This window comes from Nonomuraea sp. NPDC048901 (assembly GCF_040649695.1).
Classification (GTDB): domain Bacteria; phylum Actinomycetota; class Actinomycetes; order Streptosporangiales; family Streptosporangiaceae; genus Nonomuraea.
On record NZ_JBEZFW010000028.1, the window covers coordinates 100,800 to 123,469 of the forward strand.

The 22,670-nt window shown below is 69.3% G+C and carries 26 protein-coding genes and 1 pseudogene; 17 read left to right on the plus strand and 10 right to left on the minus strand.

Features of this window, described 5'->3' with window-relative positions:
- Positions 1–18: 18 nt before the first annotated feature.
- The 6 genes from AB0C30_RS53435 (at position 19) to AB0C30_RS53460 (ending at position 5,962) form a co-directional block, all read left to right on the plus strand.
- Positions 19–150 carry a hypothetical protein gene (locus AB0C30_RS53435; RefSeq protein ID WP_357959232.1) on the plus strand — a complete coding sequence of 44 codons (132 nt, stop codon included), beginning with the start codon at positions 19–21 and terminating at the stop codon, positions 148–150.
- Entirely contained in the window at positions 147–1,886 is a 1,740-nt protein-coding gene (locus tag AB0C30_RS53440) for a peptidoglycan-binding protein (protein WP_357959234.1), read from the plus strand. Before AB0C30_RS53435 ends, AB0C30_RS53440 begins: the two co-directional genes overlap by 4 nt.
- Positions 1,879–2,556: an ABC transporter ATP-binding protein gene (locus AB0C30_RS53445; RefSeq protein WP_357959237.1), complete on the plus strand. Its 678-nt coding sequence runs from the start codon at positions 1,879–1,881 to the stop codon at positions 2,554–2,556. The genes AB0C30_RS53440 and AB0C30_RS53445 overlap by 8 nt, the downstream gene beginning before the upstream one ends.
- A complete protein-coding gene (locus AB0C30_RS53450; protein ID WP_357959239.1) occupies positions 2,556–3,734 on the plus strand; it encodes an ABC transporter permease in 1,179 nt (392 codons plus the stop codon). The genes AB0C30_RS53445 and AB0C30_RS53450 overlap by 1 nt, the downstream gene beginning before the upstream one ends.
- Before the next feature lie 10 nt (positions 3,735–3,744).
- Positions 3,745–4,149 carry a GNAT family N-acetyltransferase gene (locus AB0C30_RS53455; RefSeq protein WP_357959242.1) on the plus strand — a complete coding sequence of 135 codons (405 nt, stop codon included), beginning with the start codon at positions 3,745–3,747 and terminating at the stop codon, positions 4,147–4,149.
- Positions 4,150–4,249: 100 nt separating this feature from the next.
- The gene (locus tag AB0C30_RS53460) at positions 4,250–5,962 is read left to right on the plus strand and encodes a GMC oxidoreductase (RefSeq protein WP_357959245.1); all 1,713 of its coding nucleotides are present in this window, start codon (positions 4,250–4,252) and stop codon (positions 5,960–5,962) included.
- A 54-nt stretch (positions 5,963–6,016) separates the two neighbouring features.
- Here AB0C30_RS53460 and AB0C30_RS53465 read toward each other — a convergent pair whose 3' ends face one another.
- Positions 6,017–6,232, minus strand: a complete 216-nt coding sequence (locus AB0C30_RS53465) for a hypothetical protein (protein WP_357959248.1) — start codon at positions 6,230–6,232, stop codon at positions 6,017–6,019.
- A 134-nt stretch (positions 6,233–6,366) separates the two neighbouring features.
- On the opposite strand from AB0C30_RS53465, the gene AB0C30_RS53470 reads away from it, so the two are divergent.
- The gene (locus AB0C30_RS53470) at positions 6,367–6,810 is read left to right on the plus strand and encodes a hypothetical protein (RefSeq protein WP_357959250.1); all 444 of its coding nucleotides are present in this window, start codon (positions 6,367–6,369) and stop codon (positions 6,808–6,810) included.
- A gap of 61 nt (positions 6,811–6,871) precedes the next feature.
- On the opposite strand, the gene AB0C30_RS53475 is transcribed toward AB0C30_RS53470, so the two are convergent.
- From AB0C30_RS53475 to argG, 3 genes are all read right to left on the minus strand, one after another.
- Positions 6,872–7,441, minus strand: coding sequence for a hypothetical protein (locus tag AB0C30_RS53475; protein ID WP_357959253.1), 570 nt, complete (start codon positions 7,439–7,441; stop codon positions 6,872–6,874).
- Between the two features lie 64 nt (positions 7,442–7,505).
- On the minus strand, positions 7,506–7,868 hold the full coding sequence (locus AB0C30_RS53480) for a hypothetical protein (protein WP_357959256.1): 363 nt from the start codon (positions 7,866–7,868) through the stop codon (positions 7,506–7,508).
- Between the two features lie 136 nt (positions 7,869–8,004).
- Positions 8,005–9,453: an argininosuccinate synthase gene (gene argG, locus AB0C30_RS53485; RefSeq protein WP_357959259.1), complete on the minus strand. Its 1,449-nt coding sequence runs from the start codon at positions 9,451–9,453 to the stop codon at positions 8,005–8,007.
- A gap of 125 nt (positions 9,454–9,578) precedes the next feature.
- Between argG and AB0C30_RS53490 the strand changes: the two are divergent.
- The 4 genes and pseudogenes from AB0C30_RS53490 to AB0C30_RS53505 all read left to right on the plus strand — a co-directional run.
- A pseudogene (locus AB0C30_RS53490) lies at positions 9,579–9,873 on the plus strand (sigma factor-like helix-turn-helix DNA-binding protein); the annotation flags it as partial.
- Positions 9,874–9,923: 50 nt separating this feature from the next.
- Positions 9,924–10,328 carry a hypothetical protein gene (locus AB0C30_RS53495; RefSeq protein ID WP_357959311.1) on the plus strand — a complete coding sequence of 135 codons (405 nt, stop codon included), beginning with the start codon at positions 9,924–9,926 and terminating at the stop codon, positions 10,326–10,328.
- A 106-nt stretch (positions 10,329–10,434) separates the two neighbouring features.
- Entirely contained in the window at positions 10,435–10,845 is a 411-nt protein-coding gene (locus AB0C30_RS53500) for a hypothetical protein (RefSeq protein ID WP_357959262.1), read from the plus strand.
- Positions 10,846–10,862: 17 nt separating this feature from the next.
- The gene (locus AB0C30_RS53505) at positions 10,863–11,249 is read left to right on the plus strand and encodes a hypothetical protein (RefSeq protein ID WP_357959265.1); all 387 of its coding nucleotides are present in this window, start codon (positions 10,863–10,865) and stop codon (positions 11,247–11,249) included.
- Between the two features lie 15 nt (positions 11,250–11,264).
- On the opposite strand, the gene AB0C30_RS53510 is transcribed toward AB0C30_RS53505, so the two are convergent.
- On the minus strand, positions 11,265–12,176 hold the full coding sequence (locus tag AB0C30_RS53510; RefSeq protein ID WP_357959268.1) for a hypothetical protein: 912 nt from the start codon (positions 12,174–12,176) through the stop codon (positions 11,265–11,267).
- Between the two features lie 107 nt (positions 12,177–12,283).
- Positions 12,284–13,285 (minus strand): Lrp/AsnC family transcriptional regulator, encoded by a 1,002-nt coding sequence (locus tag AB0C30_RS53515; protein ID WP_357959270.1) that lies wholly within the window; start codon positions 13,283–13,285, stop codon positions 12,284–12,286.
- Positions 13,286–13,385: 100 nt separating this feature from the next.
- Between AB0C30_RS53515 and AB0C30_RS53520 the strand changes: the two genes are divergently transcribed.
- Both AB0C30_RS53520 and AB0C30_RS53525 read left to right on the plus strand, forming a co-directional pair.
- Positions 13,386–14,291 (plus strand): NADP-dependent oxidoreductase, encoded by a 906-nt coding sequence (locus tag AB0C30_RS53520; protein ID WP_357959273.1) that lies wholly within the window; start codon positions 13,386–13,388, stop codon positions 14,289–14,291.
- 17 nt (positions 14,292–14,308) lie between these two features.
- Entirely contained in the window at positions 14,309–14,662 is a 354-nt protein-coding gene (locus tag AB0C30_RS53525) for an antibiotic biosynthesis monooxygenase family protein (RefSeq protein ID WP_357959276.1), read from the plus strand.
- Here the strand turns inward: AB0C30_RS53525 and AB0C30_RS53530 are convergent.
- The gene (locus tag AB0C30_RS53530; RefSeq protein WP_357959279.1) at positions 14,637–15,461 is read right to left on the minus strand and encodes a class I SAM-dependent methyltransferase; all 825 of its coding nucleotides are present in this window, start codon (positions 15,459–15,461) and stop codon (positions 14,637–14,639) included. The genes AB0C30_RS53525 and AB0C30_RS53530 overlap by 26 nt on opposite strands.
- A gap of 98 nt (positions 15,462–15,559) precedes the next feature.
- Here AB0C30_RS53530 and AB0C30_RS53535 point away from each other — a divergent pair, with 98 nt between their 5' ends.
- Complete coding sequence (locus tag AB0C30_RS53535) at positions 15,560–16,162, plus strand: TetR/AcrR family transcriptional regulator (protein ID WP_357959282.1); 603 nt, start codon at positions 15,560–15,562, stop codon at positions 16,160–16,162.
- Here AB0C30_RS53535 and AB0C30_RS53540 read toward each other — a convergent pair.
- Together AB0C30_RS53540 and AB0C30_RS53545 are read right to left on the minus strand one after the other, a co-directional pair.
- On the minus strand, positions 16,157–16,591 hold the full coding sequence (locus AB0C30_RS53540) for a hypothetical protein (protein WP_357959285.1): 435 nt from the start codon (positions 16,589–16,591) through the stop codon (positions 16,157–16,159). The two genes, AB0C30_RS53535 and AB0C30_RS53540, sit on opposite strands and share 6 nt — an antisense overlap.
- A 73-nt stretch (positions 16,592–16,664) precedes the next feature.
- Positions 16,665–17,894: a transposase gene (locus AB0C30_RS53545; RefSeq protein ID WP_357959287.1), complete on the minus strand. Its 1,230-nt coding sequence runs from the start codon at positions 17,892–17,894 to the stop codon at positions 16,665–16,667.
- Between the two features lie 137 nt (positions 17,895–18,031).
- Between AB0C30_RS53545 and AB0C30_RS53550 the strand changes: the two genes are divergently transcribed.
- From AB0C30_RS53550 to AB0C30_RS53560, 3 genes are all read left to right on the plus strand, one after another.
- Positions 18,032–18,496, plus strand: coding sequence for a hypothetical protein (locus AB0C30_RS53550; RefSeq protein WP_357959290.1), 465 nt, complete (start codon positions 18,032–18,034; stop codon positions 18,494–18,496).
- Positions 18,493–18,981: an RNA polymerase sigma factor gene (locus tag AB0C30_RS53555; RefSeq protein ID WP_357959293.1), complete on the plus strand. Its 489-nt coding sequence runs from the start codon at positions 18,493–18,495 to the stop codon at positions 18,979–18,981. Before AB0C30_RS53550 ends, AB0C30_RS53555 begins: the two co-directional genes overlap by 4 nt.
- A gap of 82 nt (positions 18,982–19,063) precedes the next feature.
- Positions 19,064–20,077: an NAD(P)-dependent alcohol dehydrogenase gene (locus AB0C30_RS53560; RefSeq protein WP_357959296.1), complete on the plus strand. Its 1,014-nt coding sequence runs from the start codon at positions 19,064–19,066 to the stop codon at positions 20,075–20,077.
- 14 nt (positions 20,078–20,091) lie between these two features.
- On the opposite strand, the gene helR is transcribed toward AB0C30_RS53560, so the two are convergent.
- Entirely contained in the window at positions 20,092–22,239 is a 2,148-nt protein-coding gene (helR, locus tag AB0C30_RS53565; protein WP_357959299.1) for an RNA polymerase recycling motor ATPase HelR, read from the minus strand.
- Between the last annotated feature and the right edge of the window lie 431 nt (positions 22,240–22,670).

Consider the following 22,670-nt stretch of genomic DNA (forward strand, 5'->3'; position numbering starts at 1 on the left):
GGAGTATGGTCCTCTGCCATGCCCAAGAGATCCCCTCTTGCTCCTGTCATGGCAATGGCCGCGCTGGTCGCACTCGGCGGCTGCGGGGGCACCGCCGAGAACGCGCCAGAGCCGTCCCACCAGCCCCAGCTGGTCGAGCTGGCCGTATGAAGTCCCCTAGGCGGCTGCTCGCCTTCGTCATCGCGGGTGTCGTGGCCATCGCCGCCGCCGGCTGGGTCGTCAGCACCCGCCTGCGATCCCCCGCCGACGAGGCCGCCCGCCGCGCCGCGCCGAAGGCGTCGCTCGTCACCGCCGCCGTCGAGCGCCGCAAGCTGGTCAGCACGGTCGTGGTCAGCGGCACGCTCGAATACGGCTCCCCCCTGCCCATCACCCTCGCGGGAGTGGTCGGTGGCACCTCGGAGCTGCAGCGGGTCACCCGGGCGCCGCGCCAGGGCAGGCTGAAAGAGGGAGCGGCGTTCATGGAGGTGAACGGCCGCCCGGTGTTCGCGCTGCGCGGCACTGTGCCGATGCACCGCACGATCGGCCCGGGCACCGAGGGCAAGGACGTCAAGCAGTTGCAGAAGGCGCTGCGCAGGCTCGGGTACGGCGGGCCCACCTCGGGGGTGTTCGACAAGGCCACGATCGCCGCCGTCACCAGGATGTACAAGAAGAAGGGGTACGAGGCCCAGCAGCCCACACTGACCGACCGGCAGACCCACGACCAGTTGCGCAAGGCCGTACAGACGGCGCAGGAGACCCTGGCGACCGAGAAGAACACGCTCGACCAGGGGCGTGACGTACTCCCGCTGAAGGTCAAGCTGACCAACGCCAAGGCGGACCTGAAGTCGGCGCGCGCCGCGCTGAAGGAGGCCGAGCGGCAGCGGCTCACTCCGGAGGACGACGCCAAGCTGGCGACGGCCGACGCGACCGTACGCGCGGCCGAGGAGAAACTGCTCGAAGCCGAGCAGGCGCTCGCCGCAGCCAGGAATCAGCCGACCGCCGCCCCGACCGCCACATCTACCGCCCTGCCCACCGCCACCGCCGCGCCTCAGCCGACCCAGGACACGAGCCTGCTGGAGCTGAAGGTACGCAACGCCAGGGCCGATCTGGACCAGGCGCAGGAGGCGTACGGCCGGATCAAGGAGGAGTCGCGGCAGGCCCGCGAGAAGCTGCTGGAAGAGCTGCGCAAGGCCGAGCGCACGGCAAAGGACGGGCTGGTCACGGCCGAGCAGGCGCTGCGCCAGGCCCGGCGGCTCTCCCCCACCAAGCTCAAGGTGGCCAACGCGGCCAAGGACGTGAGCGCGGCCAGGTCGCTGCTGGCGGAGTTCGAACGGACCTACGGCACGGCGATTCCGCCGGGCGAGATCGTGTTCCTGCCGAAGCTGCCCGCGCGGGTGCAGAAGGCCGCGGTGAAGGCGGGCGAGGTCGTCGAGAAGGAGGTCGCCACGGTGACCAGCTCGACGTTCATGGTGACGGGGTCGGTCGAGAGCGCGGAATCCGACCTGCTGCGTACGGGCATGAGCGCGGTCATCGAGCTCGACTCGGGCAAGACGTACCCGGCGGCGCTCACCGCGGTCGGCGAGAAGGCCACGGTGCCCGGCCAGGAGAAGGGCCCCGAGGGCACCCAGCCGGTCCTGCTCACGCCGAGCTCGGCGAAGGGGCTCAAGGGCCAGTCGGGCGCCACGGTCACGGCCAGGGTGACGGTGGGGGCGACCAAGGAGCCGGTGCTGGTGGTCCCGGTGGCCGCGGTCGTCACGGGGGCCGACGGCAAGGCGCGGGTGCAGGTGGAGTACGCCACGGACAAGACCAAGGAGGTCGAGATCCGCACCGGCCTGACCGCCGACGGGAACGTCGAGGTCACCGGCGCGCTCAACGCCGGCGACCGAGTGGTGGTCAGCGGTGTCTGAGCCGGTCATCGAGTTGACCGCCGTGTGCAGGGAATACCCCGCGCAGCCGCCCGTCCGCGCGCTCGACGACGTCTCGCTCCGGGTGGCGCGCGGCGACTACCTGGCGATCGTCGGCCCGTCGGGCTCGGGCAAGTCCACGCTGCTCAACGTCCTGGGCCTGCTGGACCGGCCCAGCTCGGGCAGCTACCGCCTGGACGGCACCGAGACCACCACCCTGCGCGACGGCGAACGGACCAAGCTGCGAGGCGACCGCATCGGCTTCGTCTTCCAGTCCTTCCACCTGCTCGCCCACCGCACCGTCGTGGAGAACGTGATGCTCGCGGAGATCTACGGCGGCCACCCGCGCAAGGGCAGGCGAGAGCGGGCGCTGGCCGCGCTGGAGCGGGTCGGGCTCGGCCACCGCGTGGGCTTCCTGCCCGACCGGCTGTCCGGCGGCGAACGCCAGCGCGCGGCCATGGCCAGGGCCCTCATGGGCGAGCCGTCCCTGCTGCTGTGCGACGAGCCCACCGGCAACCTCGACAGCCGCAACACCGAGGCGGTGCTCGACCTGTTCGACGAGCTGCGCGAGCAGGGGCTGACGATCGTGGTCATCACGCACGAGCGGGAGGTCAGCACGCGCGCCGGTCGCCGGGTGCGGATCACCGACGGCGTGCTGGTGGAAGAGGCGTGATGCACGTACGGGATCTCCTCGGTGAGGCCGTCGCGGGCATGCTCGCCAGGCCGGTGCGCTCCGCGCTCACCACGCTCGGCACCGTGCTGGGCATCACCACGCTGGTCATCACGCTCGGCGTGGCCGCCACCGCGGGCAACCAGATCGTCGGACGCTTCGACGAGCTGGTCGCCACGGCCATCACGGTGGAAGTACCGGAGAGCGCGAACGTACCGCTGGTCGCCTGGGACTCGCTCGATCGGGTGACCAGGCTGCGCGGGGTGGTCTCCGCCGCGGCGGTGGCCGAGACCAAGGACAGCTCGAACCTGTCCGTCCGCTCCAACGACCTCGTCGACCCGGCCAGGGTGACCACGCAGACCCTGACCGTACTGGCCGCCACGACCGGCCTGCCCGAGGCCGCCAGGGGCCGGGTCGTGCAGGGCAGGTTCTACGACGCCGGCCACGTCAAGCGGGCCGACCGGGTGGCCGTGCTCGGCGACCAGGCGGCCAAGATGCTCGGCGTCACCAGTCTCGACCGGGCTCCGGCGATCTTCATCGGCAAGCACGCGTACACGGTCATCGGCATCCTCGGCGACCTGCGCCGCGAACGGAACCTGAGCGCCGCCGTCATCGTGCCGCCCACGGTGGGCAAGCAGTTCGGGCTGCGTGACGTGACCAGGGTGCTGGTCAACACCAGCCTCGGCGCCGCCGACCTGATCGCCGGGCAGGCGCCGAACGCGCTCTCCCCCGGCAACGGCGACCAACTGCAGGTCGTCGCCCCGCCCAGCCCCACCAGGGCGCGCGACCAGGCGCAGGACGACGTCAACGCGCTGTTCCTGATCCTCGGCCTGGTCTCGCTCGTGGTGGGCGCGGTCGGCATCGCCAACGTCACGCTGGTCACCGTGATGGAACGCGTCGCCGAGATCGGCCTGCGCCGCTCGCTGGGCGCGGCCCGCCGCCACATCGCCGCCCAGTTCCTGCTGGAGTCGACCCTGATCGGGCTCGCGGGCGGGGTGATCGGCGCGAGCATCGGCGTGGTCGCCGTCGTCGCCGTCTCGGCCGCCAAGCAGTGGACGCCGCTCCTGGACGTACGGCTGGCGATCGGGGCGCCCATCGCCGGAGCCGTGGTCGGGCTGCTGGCCGGTCTGTACCCGGCACTGCGGGCGGCCAGAATGGAGCCGGTGGACGCGCTCAGGTAGCTTGTCGATCATGAATCCGACACCTGAGGACGGCATCACACTCACCGTGTGCCCTCCCCTTACCGACCACGACCTCAACGACCTCTTCACGGCCTCATGGCCCGGCCACGACCCGATCTCGTTCGCCCCCATCCTCGGCCACAGCCTCTGCTGGGTCGCCGCCCACCGCGCGGACCGCCTGGTCGGCTTCGTGAACGTCGCCACGGACGGCGGCATCCACGCCTTCGTCCTGGACACCACCGTGCATCCCGCCGAACGCCGGGCGGGCCTCGGTGTCCGCCTGGTCCGCGCGGCCGCCGACGAGGCCAAGGCGCGCGGCGCCGAGTGGCTGCACGTGGACTACGAACCGCATCTTGAGGGGTTCTACGCCCAGTGCGGCTTCCGCCCTACGGCGGCGGGGTTGATGCAGCTCTGAGGATCGCGGTTCTGAGGATCGCGGCGCGACGAAGCGGCGGCGCGGAGGAGCGGCGGCGCGAAGGATTGCGGGAGGGTCTTTCGCGGGGTCTACTTCGTCCATGGCACTCCCCGAACTCGTCCCCTCCGGGCAGCCGGTGGACGTCCAGAAGACCAGTTTCTCACTCGATGTTCTCGGCCGCTTCTTCTGCAGCACCTGGCAGGAGGCGACGGGCAGCGGCGGGCCGCCGTTCTCGGCGGTGGTGGTCGGCGGCGGGATGTACGGGGCGTACTGCGCGACCAAGATCTACCGGCGGCACCCGGGCAAGCGGGTGCTGCTGCTGGACGCCGGCCCCTACCTGGTGCCCGAGCACGTGCAGAACCTCGGCCGTATCGGGCTCAACGTCCCCGCGCCCATCGCGCCCGGCGCCGATCCGCGCGTGCCCCGGGAGCTGGTGTGGGGGCTGCCGTGGCGGGGCAACGTCGACTTTCCCGGGCTCGCGTACTGCACCGGCGGCAAGTCCCTCTACTGGGGCGGCTGGTGCCCCCGGCTCACGGCGGATGATCTCCGGCACTGGCCGGCGTCGACGGCCGCGTACCTGGAGAGCACCTACCTGGAGGTGGAGAGCGAGATCGGCGTCGTGCCCGCGACCGATTTCATCGCGGGTGACCTCTATACGACGCTGTTCGAGGCGTTCGCGTCCGCCGCCGCGGTGACACCGGGGTTCGAGACCGGCCTCGGCGATCGCGGCGCCGAGGTCGCGCCGCTCGCGGTGCAGGGAGACTCGCCGGTGTCGGGCCTGTTCAGCTTCGACAAGTACAGCAGCGTGCCGATGCTCATGGACGCGGTCCGCGAGGATGTGACCGCCTCCGGGGGACGCGACGCGGACCGGCGGCTCTTCGTGGTGCCCCTGGCGCACGTCCTCCGGGCGCACGCGGCCGACGGGGTGGTGACCGCGATCGACGTCGACGCCGCCGGGCGGCCGGAGTCCCTACCGATCTCCCCCGACTGTGCCGTGATCCTCGCCGCGAGCGCGGTGGAGACCACCCGGCTCGCCCTGGGCTCGTTCCCCACCCCGCTCATGGGCCGCAATCTGATGGCGCACGTACGCAGCGACTTCACCGTCAGGATCCGCCGAACGGCGCTGCCGCCGCTGCCCGAACACGTGCAGACCGGCGCGCTGCTGCTGCGCGGGCTGGTGCCCGCCGGCCGGTTCCACATCCAGATCACCGCGTCGACGAGCCAGGGCGGATCCGACGAACTCCTGTTCCGCATGCTCCCGGACATGGACCTGCTCGAACGGCAGCTGGCCAACACCGATCCCGACTGGATCACCGTCACCCTGCGCTGCGTCGGCGAGATGCACGGGGACCGGACGACCGAGATACCGGACCCGGACAAGAGCTGGATCAATCTCAGCCCGCACGAGGTCGACGAGTACGGCATAGCGCGCGCGTACCTGCACCTCACGCTCGATCCGCGGGATGAGCAGGTCTGGCAGGCGATGGACAACGCGGCGGTCGCCATCGCCCAGGTGGTCTCCGGCTCGCCGGACCAGATCCAGTATCTGTACGACAACGCATGGCACGCGCAGCCGTTCCCCCTGGACAGGCCGTTCCCTGAATGGCATCGAGGACTCGGGACGACCTACCACGAATCCGGCACGCTGTGGATGGGCGACGACCCGGCCACCTCGGTGACCGATCCGGTGGGCCGCTTCCATCACGTACGGAACGCCTATGCCTGCGACCAGTCGTTGTTCCCGACGGTCGGATCGGTCAACCCGGTCCTCACGGGACTGACCCTCGCCAGGCAACTGGCCGACCGGATCTGACCGTCTCTGAACGGAACGCCGCCTCCCTTGCGGGAGACGGCGACCGTGCGAGTCCTATCGAACCCAGAGGGGGTAGTAGCCGGGGCTACCTGTGCAGTCGTACTGACTGAAGCCCTCCCGGACGTACTGCTGGCCCATGTCGATGCACTTGGACTTGGTGGTGAAGACGCCGATGTACACCCAGCCAGCCGCCTGAGCGGGGGTGCTGAGCACGCTGACGCTCATGACAGCGATGGCTGTCGTGAGGAGTGCGGCACGGATACGCGACATGTGTCTCCTTCATACCGGGGGAGCGATACGCGAAGATCATGTCAGGGCATGGTCCGAAACGCGATCTCGGTCAGTGTCGATATCGTTGTGCCCTGCATCGCCCTGACGGCACGTAGAGAGCTGAGGTAGGACAAGTGGCGGCACCTGGCTTCGGTGATTTCGCGAACATTAATGTCGACGCGTTCCTGCGGGATTCACAGAAGCGGGTGGCCCGTTTCACGGAAGCGCAGGAGAGGGCCACGGACGCGGTCGGCCGGGCCACCACCGCCGACGAGCACATCGCGGTCGAGTGCACCATTTCCGGGGTGAGCAGACTCGACATCGACCCGCGGGCCAAGCGCATGAGCGTGGAAGAGATGTCCGCGGCGATACTCAAAGCGATTCACGAGGCCGACGCGGACCTCAAGCGTCAGCTGTCGGAGATCCTGACGGATTCGTTCGACGGCGACGCCCTGAACCTGGCCGGCGACCCAGAAGCCGCCAGAGCGCAGGTCGAAGAGGCGCAGAGAGCCTTCGACCGAATGGTGAGCGACACGATGGGCGAGCTGGACCGCATGCGCAAGGAGTTCGGCTACTGACCGGGTGACCCGCGCCGGACTGTGCGGCGACCGGAGTCATTCGGTGATGTCACCGCACCCGTCACTTCAGGCCGTCTGTCAGTGCCTTGTCGTACCCCCAGGCGGCCCCATACACCACGAGCAATTTGACAAGCTTCCACAGAACCTGCTTGCGCAGCACCAAAATCCGTTCCTCGATCGAGAGAGCCACTGAACGCGCCTTCAATTCAGCGTAGATCCGGCCGCTTCCGCCGAGCATCCCCGCCACCGTCAGCGCCGCCGAGCTCGTGGCAGCCACGAAGTTGAAGTAGATCCACGCGGTCCAGACGTTGGCCAGAATTCTGAGAATCAACGAAAGACGATGGGCCGAGTTGGCGGCGTCCTGCGAGCCCATGGCGAACTCTTCGACCTTCTGCCCGAAGGCCGCTCGATCCAGCGCCTGCCAACTGGCCGCCGACACACCGTCGTGCCGATCCCGCATGGACTCACCGGAGGCGGACACCTTGCCGCTGATGGCACTCCAGCCGTCCGCCGCCCTGTGCAGCAACTGCGGATCCGCCGGCAGCGTGAGGGCGTGGTGGAGCACGGACCTCTGCATCACCGGCAATATGGCGGCGCAGAAGGCGTATTCGCCGAGCGTCGTCAGCTGCATCCACCGGAGATCGCCGCCCCCGCCGGGCTCGTACGGACTGGGCGTGCCACCCGGAATGGGGAGTTTAAATGCGTCTGACATGCTCGATGCTCTCCACTTCCGCAGTGTCGACGTTCGCGGATGCCGTATACAACTTGTCTTGATGACCGCGCAACGATTGGGCCATGTCGCCCAGCTTCGACTCTGCGGCGGTGACTATTTTGTCGTGCTCTTGGGCGAACGGAAATCCGATCACTCCCAATGCGCCCCAGCCGAGCCGCATATTGTGGGGAAAGCCGCCGGCCTCTTCCAGATGTGACACGGGAGAAGTCCCGCTGGCGTCGTCGACCAGCGCGTCGCCGAGCCTCCTGATTGTTGCCCTGTCGTATATCCGGGCCGACTCATCCGCGCCTGCGCCGGGTGTAGCCGAAGGCAACGCCATCACCATCCGTCCTCGACGGGTTACACGGAGTAACTTTTCGATGATACTTCGGCAAGATCCTATAAGTCGGAAGCTACACACACAGACTTCTGCGCCTTTTGCTCAGCACGGACGCGGCGCCGCCGCGTCCGCCCGAGGCCGGTCAGTCGTTGCCGAGCTCCATCGCGGCGCGGTCGAGCATCTCCTCGTCCTCGGAGACCTCGCCGCGTGAGGCGATGATCTCGGCGCCGCCCTGCGGCATGTCGCCGATCAGCGGGGTCGAGGGCGTCTGGGAGGCGTCGATGAGCGCGGGATGGGTGGGGCCGAGCATGCCGAGACTGGCGTACTGCTCCAGCTTGGCGCGCGAGTCGGCGATGTCGAGGTTGCGCATGGTGAGCTGGCCGATCCGGTCCACCGGACCGAACGCCGAGTCCTCCGTACGCTCCATCGACAGCTTGTCCGGGTGGTAGCTGAAAGCCGGACCGGAGGTGTCGAGGATCGAGTAGTCCTCACCGCGCCGCAGCCGCAGCGTCACCTCGCCGATGACCGCCGTGCCGACCCAGCGCTGCAGCGACTCGCGGACCATGAGCGCCTGCGGGTCGAGCCAGCGGCCCTCGTACATCAGCCTGCCGAGCCGCCGTCCCTCGCTGTGGTAGGTCGCCAGCGTGTCCTCGTTGTGGATCGCGTTGACCAGCCGTTCGTACGCCGCGTGCAGCAGCGCCATCCCGGGCGCCTCGTAGATGCCGCGGCTCTTGGCCTCGATCACCCGGTTCTCGATCTGGTCCGACATGCCCATGCCGTGCCGGCCACCGATCGCGTTGGCCTCCATCACCAGGTCGACCGGAGTGGCGAACTCCTTGCCGTTGATCGTCACCGGGCGGCCCTGGTCGAAGCCGATGGTCACGTCCTCGGTGGGGATCTCGACCATGGGGTCCCAGAACCGCACGCCCATGATCGGGTCCACGGTCTCGATGCCGGTGTCGAGGTGCTCCAGGGTCTTGGCCTCGTGGGTGGCGCCCCAGATGTTGGCGTCGGTCGAGTAGGCCTTCTCGGTGCTGTCGCGATAGGGCAGGCCGTGGGCCAGCAGCCACTCCGACATCTCCTTGCGCCCGCCCAGCTCGGACACGAAGTCGGCGTCGAGCCAGGGCTTGTAGATGCGCAGGTGGGGGTTCGCGAGCAGGCCGTAGCGGTAGAACCGCTCGATGTCGTTGCCCTTGAACGTCGAGCCGTCGCCCCAGATCTGCACGTCGTCCTCGAGCATCGCCCGGACCAGCAGGGTTCCGGTGACCGCCCGGCCCAGCGGGGTGGTGTTGAAGTAGGCCCGCCCGCCCGATCGGATGTGGAACGCGCCGCAGGTCAGCGCGGCCAGGCCCTCCTCGACCAGCGCCGCGCGGCAGTCGACCAGACGCGCGATCTCAGCCCCGTAAGCCGTCGCGCGACCGGGCACCGAGGCGATGTCGGGCTCGTCGTACTGGCCGATGTCGGCGGTGTAGGTGCACGGGACGGCGCCCTTGTCGCGCATCCAGGCGACGGCGACCGAGGTGTCGAGACCACCCGAGAAGGCGATGCCGACCCGCTCGCCGGTGGGCAGGGAGGTGAGAACCTTGGACATGAGACAAGAGTATGCATTGCTTCGCATGATCATGCAAGATTCGGCGCGGGCCGTGGTCTTCGCGTGCAACAGTTTTTGCCCCTCGCTCCTCTCGGAGGTGAAAGAACGACGAAGGGCGAGAACCGTTGGAAGGCGATCCCCGATTCGCAGAGTTCGTCGCAGAACGCGGCGACGCGCTGCTGCGCTACGGCTATGTACTGGCCGGGAACCCCCATGACGCGGCCGACCTGGTCCAGGAGGCGCTGCTGAAGCTCCGTGGCGCCTGGCCGCGATTACGCCTGAAGGAGAACCCGGGCGGTGCTGGTGCTGCGCTACTACGAGCAGCTCGACGACGCGGAGATCGCCGCCGTGCTCGGGATCTCCCGCGGCACGGTACGCAGCCAGGCCGCCCGCGCGCTGAGCAAGCTGCGCTCCGCCCTGCCGACTGAGCGGAATTCGACGACGACGGCAACGGGATCGACGGGCTCGAGGTGGCCAACGACAAGATCATTTTCTCGCTGCGCTCGGGCGGAGTCTCCACCGTTCCCCTCGGGAGCGGCCCGGTGGAGCCGATCGCGGAGAGCGCCGGAATGCACCTGCTGACCTGGCCGTGGGCCGGCACACCGGGGCCGGGCGGCCGGCCCGAGACGGGCCCGGTGGTCGAACGGAGAGGGGGACCGCTGTTCGAACGGATCCGGAACCTGGAGACCAGGGAGACCGCCACCGCCGTCGTCCACGCCGGCGAGCAACTCCGCTCGTGTGGCGTGCGCATCTGCCTGGGCATCAAGCCGGTGGGCAATTCGATCAAGCTGCCGACGGCTGATTCCACTGGAAGAATCCTCAGCTACCCGCTCGGGGACGACCTGTACATGATCGACCTGTCCAAGATCCGGTAGCGTCGCGCGCACCTCAGAAGCGGTCGAGACGGCATTGTCGCCGCCTCGACCGCAGCGGCGAGAATGGTTCAGCCGCCATTTGCTACCCGCGTGTTACCGTCGGGTCATGGTTGGGTCGATCCTCCCGCCGTCTTCAGATATTGCCCGCATTCGGCGGAACATTTTCTATGCGGATACGGTGAGTGTGCTCGTCCTCTTAGGAACAGGGTTCTTCTTTTCGTTGAGCAGCCAGACGGCATTCGAAGGCTACCTATCGGCGGCGACGGGCGTGGTGTCGCAAGCGTGCGCCCCCGTGGCCGCCATCATTCTCCTGTTAGGGCTCTGGTATCGGCCCAGCACCGGTAAATCCCTACTGGACCTCTCCAGTCCCAGCGAGCAGCGCGTCGCGTCGAAGTCGGCGCAGGTAAATCGGATGGCTCTGGCGCTCTACCGGAAACTGATCGTGCTACGCGTCGCCACCGGGATCGTCATCGTGCAGGCCGCCTTGTACGGCGTGTCGGCTGTGACGCCCTATTGAATAGGGCAATAGACGATTTGAGCGATCGCATCTACACGGCATTCGAACCCCGTATGCCGTCGGCGCTGGAGCAGGCGCTGGAGGTGGTCGAGCGCGACGTTCGCGCCCGAGGAATCACCGGTGCGCTCCGCTTGATCACCCCGGGCGACGGCGCTCTTACTTGGGTGGAGTTCCAGGGCGGCTACCACGGCGCCGGCATTATCGCCGACGGCGACATTAATGACCTGCTCGCTGATGTCGCCGAGGCCGTCCAAGAAACAATCATGGAGCTGACCTGGAAAGTCTGGCCGGTCTGCGCCACGCACGATCGTGGCCTGCATGTCGGCTGCGAACAGGGGCTCACCGTATGGCGATGCACCGGCGACGGCTCGCATACTGTCGCGCCGGTCGGTGAACTTCCTTGATCGCACGATGATCCGCTACTTCTCCTCGCCAAGACCGAAGGAGACGTCGGCCAGGCGGACCGTCCCGACCTCCGGGTCGTCGAGGAGCTTGCGCAGGTCGGCGAGTTTCCAGCGGTCGACGACGAGCCCGTACACGACACCCTCCTTGGCCGTATCCGCGAGCCCCTCGTAGGTCAGCTCGAACTCGCGGAAATCGTCCCCCTCGTCAAGCAGCCCCACCCACCTGCGGAACTCCGCCAGAGCCGCCTCCGGCTCGGTCTCGCACTGGTAGATGAGATCCGTCGAGACTTGGTCCTTGGTCATGTCGCGGTTCCAGACGACCGCGTTCAACGAGGCCGGTTCATCGGAGTCGTCGTAGTAGGACGGCGAGTAGATGTAGGAGACGCCCGCCCCTCCACAGAGTGCGTGCCTGCGGTTGAAGGCGACGAGCCGGTCGGTGGCCATCGGATGCGCGAACTCCACGACCGCGACGGCCTCGAGCGTCTGCGGAAGTCCGTCGATGGTCTTCCGGGCCCCCTCCTTGTCGACCTCGGAGTCCGGCTCCACGGAATCGATCGCGTCCTTCAGGCTGCCCACCGGCCCGCCGAGGGAGGGGACGCGGACGGTGCCGAACAGGTTCTCCACGATTTCGTAATCTGTCCGGCCCGCGCTGGGACCGGCCCGGCGTGGCTCCCCCTGCAGCGTGTAGGACGTCTCCAGCAGCCCTCCGCCGTTGCCGTACCCGTACGACAGGCGTTTGTCCGGGTTCGCGAGGCGGGCGGCCGTGCCGTACACCTCGCCGATCCGCGCGTCGTCGGAGGGATCGATGAACACCCACAGGACCCGATCGACGGCGCTGAAGGCCAGGAACAGCGCCGCGGTGACGGCCAGGACCTTGACGAGAGATCTGGCCACGTACGCCCAGTCGGGCTCCCTCGTGTTCAGCACCGCGCGCTCCTGCGATCTAGATCAAATCGGGTAACGCGCACCATAGCCGCCCGTAACCGGGGCGGGCGGGGGAATCAAGCGCCCCCTCAGCTGTGAAAGTGCTGTGCTCAGGGTCGGAGGCCGGCGCGTTTGATGACCCGGATCACGGGCGCGGTCTGGATCTCGCCGATCAGCGGCAGGGTGCCGAGGCGCTCGGTGAGGTATCGGTAGAGGTCTCGGCTGTCGCGGCAGACGATGGAGACGAGGAGGTTGGTCGGTCCGGTGGTGGCGGCGCAGAAGGCGACCTCGGGGTGGGCGGCCACGGCGGCGCCGGTGGCCGCGAGGTGAGTGGGCGGCACACTGGCCCACAGGCGCGTCTCGGTGCGGTAGCCCAGCGCCGCCGCGTTGACGTCGAGGTCGAAACGGAGCAGGTCGGCCGCGCGCAGCAGGTGGATACGGCGGGCGACGGTCGACTCCGACCAGCCGGTCGCGGCGGCGAGCGCGGGGTACGGCGCCCGTCCGTCGACGGCGAGCGCTTCCAGTAGAGGCCGGTCGGCGTCAACCAGGCGGGCAGTGTCGGCTAGGCGGGCAGTGTCGACCAGGCGGGCGGTGTCGAGGTTGTCGTACGTCGGCCGCAAAGCGGCGATCTGGTCGGCAGTGAGCGATCCCGGTCCTTCGAAGCCGTGCCGGGTGGTGCTGAAGACGTTCAGCACGCTGTGCGCGGTCACCGACACCACCGGCGCGGTGCGGTGCAGGCCCTGGAGGATCAACTCATCGCGTTCGTGCGTGGACCATACCTGGAGGCTCGCGCAGATCTCGGTGCCACCGGAGAGCAGGGCGACCCATCGGGTGTCGCTGCGGCGGGCGAGGGCCTCCGCGACCTGCACGGCGGATCCGGGCTTGCACCGCATCCGCACGACCCATTCCGCGCCGTCGAGACGGCTGGGGTCGACCTCCCCCACCAGGTTGATCACCTTGCTGTCGCGCAGCCGCGCGTAGCGGCGCGCGACCGTCCGGTCGGAGACGCCGATCACCTCGCCGACACGCGCGAACGACGCTCGCGCGTCGAGGTGCAGGGCCTGCAGCAGCTTCCGGTCGACGCTGTCCACTGTGACGGAAGCCATCTTCATGGTGGACATCGTGTCGGATTCTTGCAATGTGGTGGGCTTTGGTGCGCGATACGGCACCCGGCGGCGATCCTCGAGGCACGCCGCTGAGGAGGAATGAGCTGTGAAGGTTGTGCGCTTCGCCCGCTACGGGGGACCGGAGGTCCTGGAGCTCGTCGACGGTGACGCCCCACACGCGCGAGCGGGTCAGATTCGCATCGCCGTACGCGCCGCCGGCGTGAACGGCCTCGAATGGAAGATCCGCCAGGGCCTGCTGCGAGACGTCCGACCGCTGCGGCTGCCCGCCGGGATCGGCGGCGACGCCGCCGGGATCGTCGACGAGGTCGGCGACGGTGTCACCGACGTCCGGGTCGGCGACACCGTGTTCGGCTCCGGCCAGGAGACGTACGCCGAGCACGCCGTACTCACCTCATGGGCGCAGAAACCGCCGGAAGTGTCCTTCGAGGAAGCGGCCGGCTTCGCCACCCCGTTCGAGACCGCCCTGCGGGTCCTCGACGACTCCGGCGTACGCGGCGGGCACACCGTCCTGGTCAACGGCGCCAGCGGCGGCGTCGGATCGGCCGCCGTCCAGTTCGCCGTCGATCGAGGCGCCACCGTCATCGGCATCGCCGGTCCGTCCAACCAGGACTACATCGCCTCGCTGGGCGCCGTCGCCACGACCTACGGCCCTTACCTCGTCGACCGGGTCCGCGCGCTCGCCCCGAACGGCATCGACGCCGCTCTGGACATCGCCGGCTCCGACATCATCGCCGAACTCATCGAATTGACCGGTGATCCCGCCAGGGTCGTCTCCATCGCCGACTTCAGCGCCCCCGAACTCGGGGCCCGGGTGTCCACCGGCTTCGGCCGGGACAAGACCCACGCCCTACGCGAGGGCGCCCGCCTGGCCGCCGCCGGCCGGCTCACCCTGCCCGTCGCACAGACCTTCCCGCTCGCTCAGGCCGGAGCGGCGCAGGCCGCGAGCGCGACCGGCCATGTCCGGGGCCGCATCATCGTCACCGTGCCTTGATCCCAGAGAGGACGGCAATGACCATCACCCTCATCAACAGTTTCACCGTGCCGCCGGACAAGGAGGAGGAATTCCTCCAGACCTGGCGGAGCACCATCGATCACTTCGCGGGCGCGCCCGGCTTCATCCAGGCCCGCCTGCACCGCAACACCGGCATGAACGACAGCACTTTCCAGTACGTGAACATCGCACTGTGGGAAGACGTCGAGTCCTACCGTGCCGTCTTCCGGAACTTCACCCCAGCCGGGCAGCGCGTACCCGGCGTCAAGGCGTATCCGGGCTTGTTCGAGGTGTGTGCGGAGGTGCACCCTAGCGGGGGTTCTGCGACTACCGAGCGTTCAGCGACTACCGGGGGTTCAGTGACGCGGTGATCGCCATCGTGGTGTAGGCCATGGTGAAGCCGCCGCCGATCGCGTCGATGGCGGCACCGACACCCGCCAGCACCTCGGCCAGTTGGTCCGGTGGGAGTTGGGTGAGCGCGCCGGTGGTGGGCAGCAGGTCGAGCCAGTCGTCGCGGCTGTAGTACCGCTCCCAGTCGAATCGCCACTGCTCCGGCTCGCCGAACTCGGCCGCCTTCCGGATGCCGTCGGCGAACAGGGCGAACATCGCCTGGTAGATGTCCTGGCCCGGCCGCGGCGGTCCGGCGCTGAGCGGCGAGTCGGGCGCCACCTTCCGGAAGACGGCGGCGAACGCCTCCGCGACGAAGGGCGGCGGGTCGTACACGTGCGCGAACACCGCCAGCAGGCCGCCGGGCCGCAGCACCCGCGCCGCCTTGGCGGCGCCCGCTACGGGGTCCACCCAGTGCCAGGACTGCCCGGCGACGACCGCGTCGAAGGTACGGCCGGCGGCGTCCCAGTCCTCGAACGTCGCCACCTCGACCTCAATCCCGGTACGGCGGGCGAACTCGGCCATCCGGACGTCCGGCTCGACACCCAGCACCTTGCACCCGGCCGCCAGGAACTGACGGGCTTCTATGCCGGTGCCGCAGCCGACGTCGACGATGTCACGACCGGGGCTGGCGGCGATGATCTGCCGCACCAGGGCGTCGGGATAGTCGGGGCGGGCCCGGTCGTAACGTTCGGCGTCGACTCCGAACGACTCCGCCATCTGCCTGGCCTTATGGGGCTCGTTCCGCGAAGGCTCTGGTTGCTCCTGCGATAAAGTGGGCATGCGCCCACCATAGTGGGCAGGCGCCCACTCCACAATCGGGCCGCCGTTCGCGGTGAGCGAAGGGTGGGCGAAGGAGTGCGAAAAGGGAGGAACGGGCGATGCCGACTGGAGTGGCCCTCCGTGATGTGCGGCAGCAGTTGTTCGACGCCGCCGAGCGCGTCCTGCTCCGGGACGGGGCGCCCGGCCTGACCAGCCGGGCGGTCACGACGGAGGCGGGCGTCGCCAAAGGTGTCCTGCACAAGCACTTCGAGGACTTCGACGCCTTCCTCGCCGAGCTCGTGCAGGACCGCATCGCCCGGCTCGAAGGCCAGGCCGCCGCCCTTCGCGACTCCGCCGGGACCGGCACCGTCGCCGGCAACCTGATCGGGGCGCTGATGGACCTGTTCGATTCGGTCGCCGTGTCGATAGTCGGTCTCGTCATCTTCCGGGATGAGTTGCGGGCCCGGCTGGCTCAGACCCGGCCGGCTTTCGGCATCCCGGTCCTGACGGATGCCGTGGCCATGATCTCCGCCTACCTGAACGAGGAGTGCGAGCTGGGCCGCATCGCGGCGGACGCCGACGTGGACGCGCTGGCGCTCTCCCTGATCGGAGCCGGGCACATGCTGTTCGCCGGCCGGGACGGGGTCGCGCCGGAGCCGGCGGAAGTCGGCAAGGTGGTGAACGCCGTCATCGCCGATGTCACGCAAAGACGACTGCTATGAGCTGATGCTCACCGGCCGCCGCCCGCGTACCAGGACGATGCCGACCGCGAGCGTCATGGCCAGGCAGACAGGTGTGTAGAGGAACAGGTTCAGCCAATAGAACGGGCTTCCGGTGTCCGTGCCGAGGCCGAAAGCCCACACCACGCCGACAAGCCCGCGTACCAGCACACCGGCGCCCACGGCCATGGTGACCGCCCTGGCCGGCCACCCGCCCCGCCCGCCGGAGGCCGCCGCCACCGACAGGGCCCCCACGCTCAGCACGAGGATGAGCGGCAGCAGCACCCGTGGGGTGAAGGGCACCTCGGCGTTGAGGACGGCCAGCGAGAGCGCGCGGGGGTCGGCGATGGGCCGGACCACCCAGAACAGATGGACGAGTGCGTCGAGAAGCAGGACGGCGGCCGCGAACGCGCCGGGGCGTGAGATGTTCATGCCCTCGAAGAGGCGCTGAACTCGCCAATGGTTCCATGGAACCTTCTGCCCCCGAGCCGCCTCTGGATAGACATCAACTACCACCGGTTGAAGTTGGTGGTTTGCTCTCACGGTCCCGTCTGGCTGAAAGGAGGCCGGTAGCGTGCGGCTGGTTGATAACAGCCCAGCCCGCAACGCCGCGTGCGGCGATGTTGCGGGCCGCGGTGTGATCGGCGTGCCCAGCGAGGCCACACCTTGTGCAGACAAACCGGCCCCGCGCCGGCCGATTCGCCCTGCCGATATGCCCGCACCCCGGACACGTCTGCGAGGTGTAGGCGGGGTCGACCAGCACGAAGGCGATCCCGGCGCGGGCGGCCTTGTAGCGGGTGAAGGTGATCTGCTGGGCGAACGCCCAGCTGTGCAGGGTGCGCCGCTGGAACCGATGAGCCCTTACCCGCCCGCGGATGCCCTGCAGATCCTCCAGGGCGATGCCACGACCGGTGCGTTCGGCTTCACGCACCACAAACTTACTGATCTGGTGGTTGAGGTCGGTCATCATCCGGCGCTCACGACCGGACAGACGGCGCAGCACCCGCCGCGCCGCAGACGTGCCCTTCTTCTGCAGCCGTTGGCGTTGGCGGTGTCGCCGCTCCCGCAGGGTGCGGACGTGGCCGTTAGCGCCGATCGGCCCCGGCAAGGCGGGGCCGGGCAGCACCACGCCGTCGCAGGTGACCGCCAGGTTCGCCACCCCTTGATCCACCCCGACAAAGCCGCCGACCGGCTCACGCACCACGGGTTTGGGCAGGGTGAGGGCGACCTGCAGCAGCCACACCCCGCGCCGGCAGATCAGGTCGGCTTCCCCGCGCGGCAGCGTGTCCACGGCTTTGAGGTCTTCTGGCCGACCGGTGTAGGGGACGGTGACGCGGCCGGTGGGAGTCCACAGCGACACCGTCCGGGCGTCACGGTTGAAGCTCATCAGCCGGGCGTCGTACGGGACGGCGCCCTGCGGGCGGAAGATATGGGCGCGTTTCTTGCTGGCGCGCCGGTTGGCATATGCGCCCGCGACCCGGGCGATCGCCCTCACGGCCGCTTGCGCGCCCAGCCCGGCCACCTGCCCGCGCACCTCGTAGTAGGCGAGGCGGTGCAGTTCCACCACAGCGAACGTGCGGTGCTGCCAGGCCAGGCGGGAGACGAGGGTGGCCGCCTGATTGCACACCTGCACTGCTGCGGCCAGCGCGTCGGCCTGGGCCGGGGTGGGCGTGAGCCGCAGTTGCACGATCGTGGGCAGGCCGTGGCGTTTGGTGGCGGAGCGGCGGATCGCCATCGCGCACCTCCTGTCACAGTGTCCTCACTCACCGCACATATTACCGAACGTGACCGAGTCTTTCCATACTGTTTTCGAAAGGAGGGGTGGCGCTTCCTCCCGGCCCTGAAGGACAGGGTCTCCGCGCCACCATTCAGATGAACTGGCCTGTTGCCGACCTGGACCCGGTGCGCCGGCTGCGCGTGCTCGCCGCCGGCGTCCCCGGTGCGCGTGTCGCCGAGCGGATTCTGCCCGACCCCTTGGAGCTGGTCTGGGAGGTGGCGAGCGACTTGGAGCGGGAGTTCGGCACCTTCGAGCCGGACATGCGGAACCTGCGGATCGTCGCGGACGACGGAGGCGGGCGGCTGGTGGCCGAGGCCCGCAGCACGTACGGCATGCGCGCCCGCTTCGACGTCGACCTGCGGCCCGGCTGGTGCTGGATGCAGAGCAGGTTCCTGCTCGTCGGCCTGGCGGCCACCGCCGTTCCGGAAGGCACGCTGGTGGCGCAGACCGGCGGCATCCGCGTGCCCGGACGTAGCGCGCTGGTGCCCCTAGGCGTCAGGAGAGCCGGGGAGAAGGCCCTGGCCCGGCTGGCGACACGGGTCGCCGAGCGTGCCCGATGAGCGCGGCGCTCGTCCGGGCCGCTCAGCGCGGCGACACGATGGCGATGAACGACCTGCTCCGCGAGCTGACGCCGTACCTCGGCCGGATCTGCGGGCCCATCGCGCTCGACAGCGGACAGGACGCGGTCCAGGAGGCGTTGATCGCCGTCTTCCGCAACCTGCGCGCGCTGCGCGAGCCCGACGCGCTGTACGGCTGGGCGCGGGCGATCGCCGTGAGAGAGGCCGTCAGGATCGCCAGGCGCGACAACCGCGTCGGCCCCGCGGAGCCGGGCGACCTGCCGTCGCGGCAGGACGTGGAGAACGCGGTGGACATCCGCGACGTGCTGGAACGGCTCACGCCCGAGCACCGCGCCGTGCTGGTGCTGCGCGATGTCGAAGGGCTCGACGAGGCCACCGCCGCCAGGCTGCTGGCGGTGCCGGTGGGCACGGTCAAGTCCCGGCTGGCGCGGGCCCGGCTGAGCTTCCGCAATGCCTGGCAATCGTGAGCGATTCCCTGAGGGGAATTGTCCGATGTCATGACTCGCCCGGAGGATCCTCACGTAACCGAAGCGGGGGAAAGGACGTGCGATGAGGAGCTATCACCTGCGGCCGGGACGCGGTCTCGCCGGGCTGACCATCGAGGACCGGGACGAGCCCGCGCCGGGGCGCGGGCAGGTCGTGGTCAGGATCCGCGCGAACGGGCTGGGCTATCGCGATCTGATGGTGCTGGCGAACGACTATCCGCTGCCGATCAGGCCCGGCGTCGTACCCGGCTGCGAGGGCGTTGGCGAGGTCGTGGCCGTCGGCGAGGACGTGACCCGGGTCAGGCCGGGCGACCGCGTGGCAGCCACCGTGTTCCCGCGCTGGCAGGACGGGCCCTTCCTGCTGGAGAACGCCGCCCAGCTCGGCACCATGACCGACGGAGTGCTGGCCGAGTACGCGGTGCTGAGCGAGGACGGCGTGGTGCCCATCCCCGAGCACCTGTCGTACGAGGAGGCGGCGGCGCTGCCGCTGGCGGCCGTGACCGCGTGGAACGCGCTGACCTCCGGCAGCGCCCCACGGCCCGGCCAGACCGTGCTGACGCTCGGCTCGGGCGGGGTGTCGCTGTTCACGCTGATGTTCGCCAAGCTGAGCGGCGCCCGGGTGATCATGACGACGTCCGGCCCCGCCAAAGCGGAGCGGCTGCGGAAGCTCGGCGCCGACGAGGTGATCGACTACCGGGCGAACCCGTCATGGTCGGAGGAGGTCCGCGCGCTCACCGACGGCATGGGCGCCGATCGCGTCGTCGACCCGGCGGGGCCGCTGGAGCAGTCGCTGAAGTCGGTGGCGTTCGGCGGCGAGGTGGCGTTCGTCGGTTACCGGCTGTCCGGTGCCGAGGGCGCCCGGCCGGTCGACCCGGCGCTGCTGTTCGGGGCGGGCGCGGTGCTGCGCGGCGTGGCGACCGGCAGCCGCGCCCACTTCCTCCAGGTCAACCACGCGGTCGCCACGCACCGGCTGCGTCCCGTCCTCGACCGGGTGTTCCCGTTCGAGGACGTCCACGAGGCGTACCGCTACTGCGAGGCGGGCGGCGGCTTCGGCAAGATCGTCATCAGCCACGACTGACCGGAGGGCGCCTGTCAGGAGCTGGTGAGGATGACGAGTTGCTGGGTCGCTCGGGTCATCGCGACATAGCGGTCGACCGCGCCTTCGATGCCCTCGCCGAACGCCTCCGGGTCGACGAGGACGACCAGGTCGAACTCCAGCCCCTTCGACAGCTCCGGGGTCAGCGACCGGACGCGGGACGTCGTACGGAAGGTGGGGTCCCCGATGACGCACGCGATCCCGTCGGCGTGTGCGGCGAGCCAGGTGTCGAGGATCGAGCCCAGATCCGAGGCGGATCCGTGGACGACGGGGACGTCACCGCGGCGGATGGAGGTCGGCACGTTGGCGTCCGGGAGCACGGCCCGGATGACCGGCTCGGCTTCCGTCATGATCTCTTCCGGCGTCCGGTAGTTGATGCTCAGGGAGGCCAGGTTGATCCGGTCGAGCCCAATCCGCTCCAGCCGCTCCTGCCACGACTCCGTGAACCCATGCCTGGCCTGGGCGCGGTCCCCGACGATGGTGAAACTCCGGGACGGGCACCGGAGCAGCAGCATCTGCCACTCCGCGTCCGTCAGTTCCTGGGCCTCGTCCACGACGATGTGCGCGAACGGGCCGGCGAGCAGGTCCGGTTCGATGCTGGGCAATGTGGTCTCGTCGACCAGAGAGACCTTCGCGTCCTGTCCGCGCAGCATCGTCACCAGACCTTCACCGTCGTCATCGGCGGCGAGCAGGTTGTCGACGACCATGTCCATCTGCTCACGCTGGGCGGCGAGAGAGGCGTCATGCCGGCGCTTACGGAGCGCCGCCTCCGGGTCGCCGAGCCGCTGCCGTGCCGCGTCCAGGAGCGGCAGGTCGGACACCGTCCACGCCTGGGCGTCCGCGCGCTGCAGCGCTCGCACCTCGTCGGGGCTGAGCCAGGGAGCGCACATCCGCAGGTAGGCGGGTACGGACCACAGGTCCCCGACGAGGTCGGCCGCCTCGATCAGCGGCCACGCCTTGTTGAAGATCGTGAGCAGCTCCCTGTCCCGCAGCAGCGACTTGCGGAGCAGGTCAGCCGAGGCGTCGCCGTCGTGCTTGTCCATCAGGATCGTGAGCAGCTCCTCCCAGATCTGGTCACGCGCCTCGTTGTGCGGAGTGCCGGGATCCGGTGCCTGGAACGCCTCGGCCCAATCCTCGGCGCTCAGCCAGATGTCGGACCAGGGGGTCGTGATCGTCATCCCCTTGGTGGGCGGGTTCTCGTAGAACCGGACGGCCGGTTCGATGGCCTGCGTCAGGTTCGCGGACGACTTCAGGCGGGCCACGTCCGGGTCGGCCTCGATCGCCGCCGCGGCTCCCTCGGCGACGAGGTCCCGCAGGGTGCAGGTCTGCACGCCCTCCTCTCCGAGGCTGGGGAGTACGTCGGCGACGTACGCCAGGTAGGGCTGGTGCGGACCGACGAACAGGACGCCGCCCCGGTGGTGACCGAGGCGAGGGTCGGAGTAGAGCAGGTAGGCGGAGCGGTGCAGGGCGACGACGGTCTTGCCCGTACCCGGACCGCCGTCGACGACGAGAGCGCCCCGGGAGCCGGCGCGGATGATGGCGTCCTGGTCGGCCTGGATGGTGCCGAGCACGTCTCGCATCCGGGCCGACCGGTTGCTGCCCAGGCTGGCGATGAAGGCGGACTGGTCGTCGAGCGCGGCGTGCCCGACCAGCCCGTCCGAGGTGAACACCTCGTCCCAGTAGTCGCTGATCCGGCCGCGGGTCCAGCGATACCGGCGGCGGCTGGCCAGGCCCATCGGGTTGGCGTGGGTGGCTCCGAAGAACGGCTCGGCCGCCGGGGAACGCCAGTCGACCAGCAGTTGACGACCCTGGCTGTCCCTGAGGCCGAGCCGGCCGACGTACACGGGCTCGGGGTCGTCCGCGCTGACCATGTGTCCGAGGCACAGGTCCAAACCGAACCGGCGGAGCGCGCGCAGGCGAGCGGTCAGCCGGTGGATCTCCATGTCCCGGTCCATCGCCGCCCGGCCGATGCCGCCGGGCGCCTTGCGCTCGGCGTCGAGGCGGTCGGACAGGTCGGCGATCGACTGCTCAAGGCTCTCCGCGATGGCCGCGAAGTGTCGCTCATCGCCGGCGATCAGCGCCTGGTCGCCCTTGAGGGCGAGACGGTCGGGAAGGTCGAACGCGCTGGTGGTCAGGGGGTTCACGTAACAAGCTCCGATCTGAGGTCACTGGGGACCCGTTCCTGGCGTTCTGGCCTCGGCCGCTGATTCTGCGGCACGACCCGGGTCTTGCCGCAAGCCCCCCGGTGCGCTATACGTTGAGAGTGGAAAGGTGCGGATAATCCCCTTTCCCCTTCACGAGGCGGCACATCGCCGCCGCACCCACGGTTCGTCGGAGACTATCTTCAGTCGCGTTCGGCGTTGACAAGTGGGGGCTCCATACGTCATCATGGAAATGCGACCGGAACGCTGGGTCTGCGTAAGCGTGGACAAATTGCATTTGAGCGAGTACGCTCATGCTTCCACGCTGCTTTTCTGACAACCCGCTCCGCTTGCTCACGTTGCGAGGTTGTCTGGCGTGCGTGTAGTCAGTCCGCCGCGAGCCCTCGGAAGGACATCTGTTGGCAGCCTCGCGC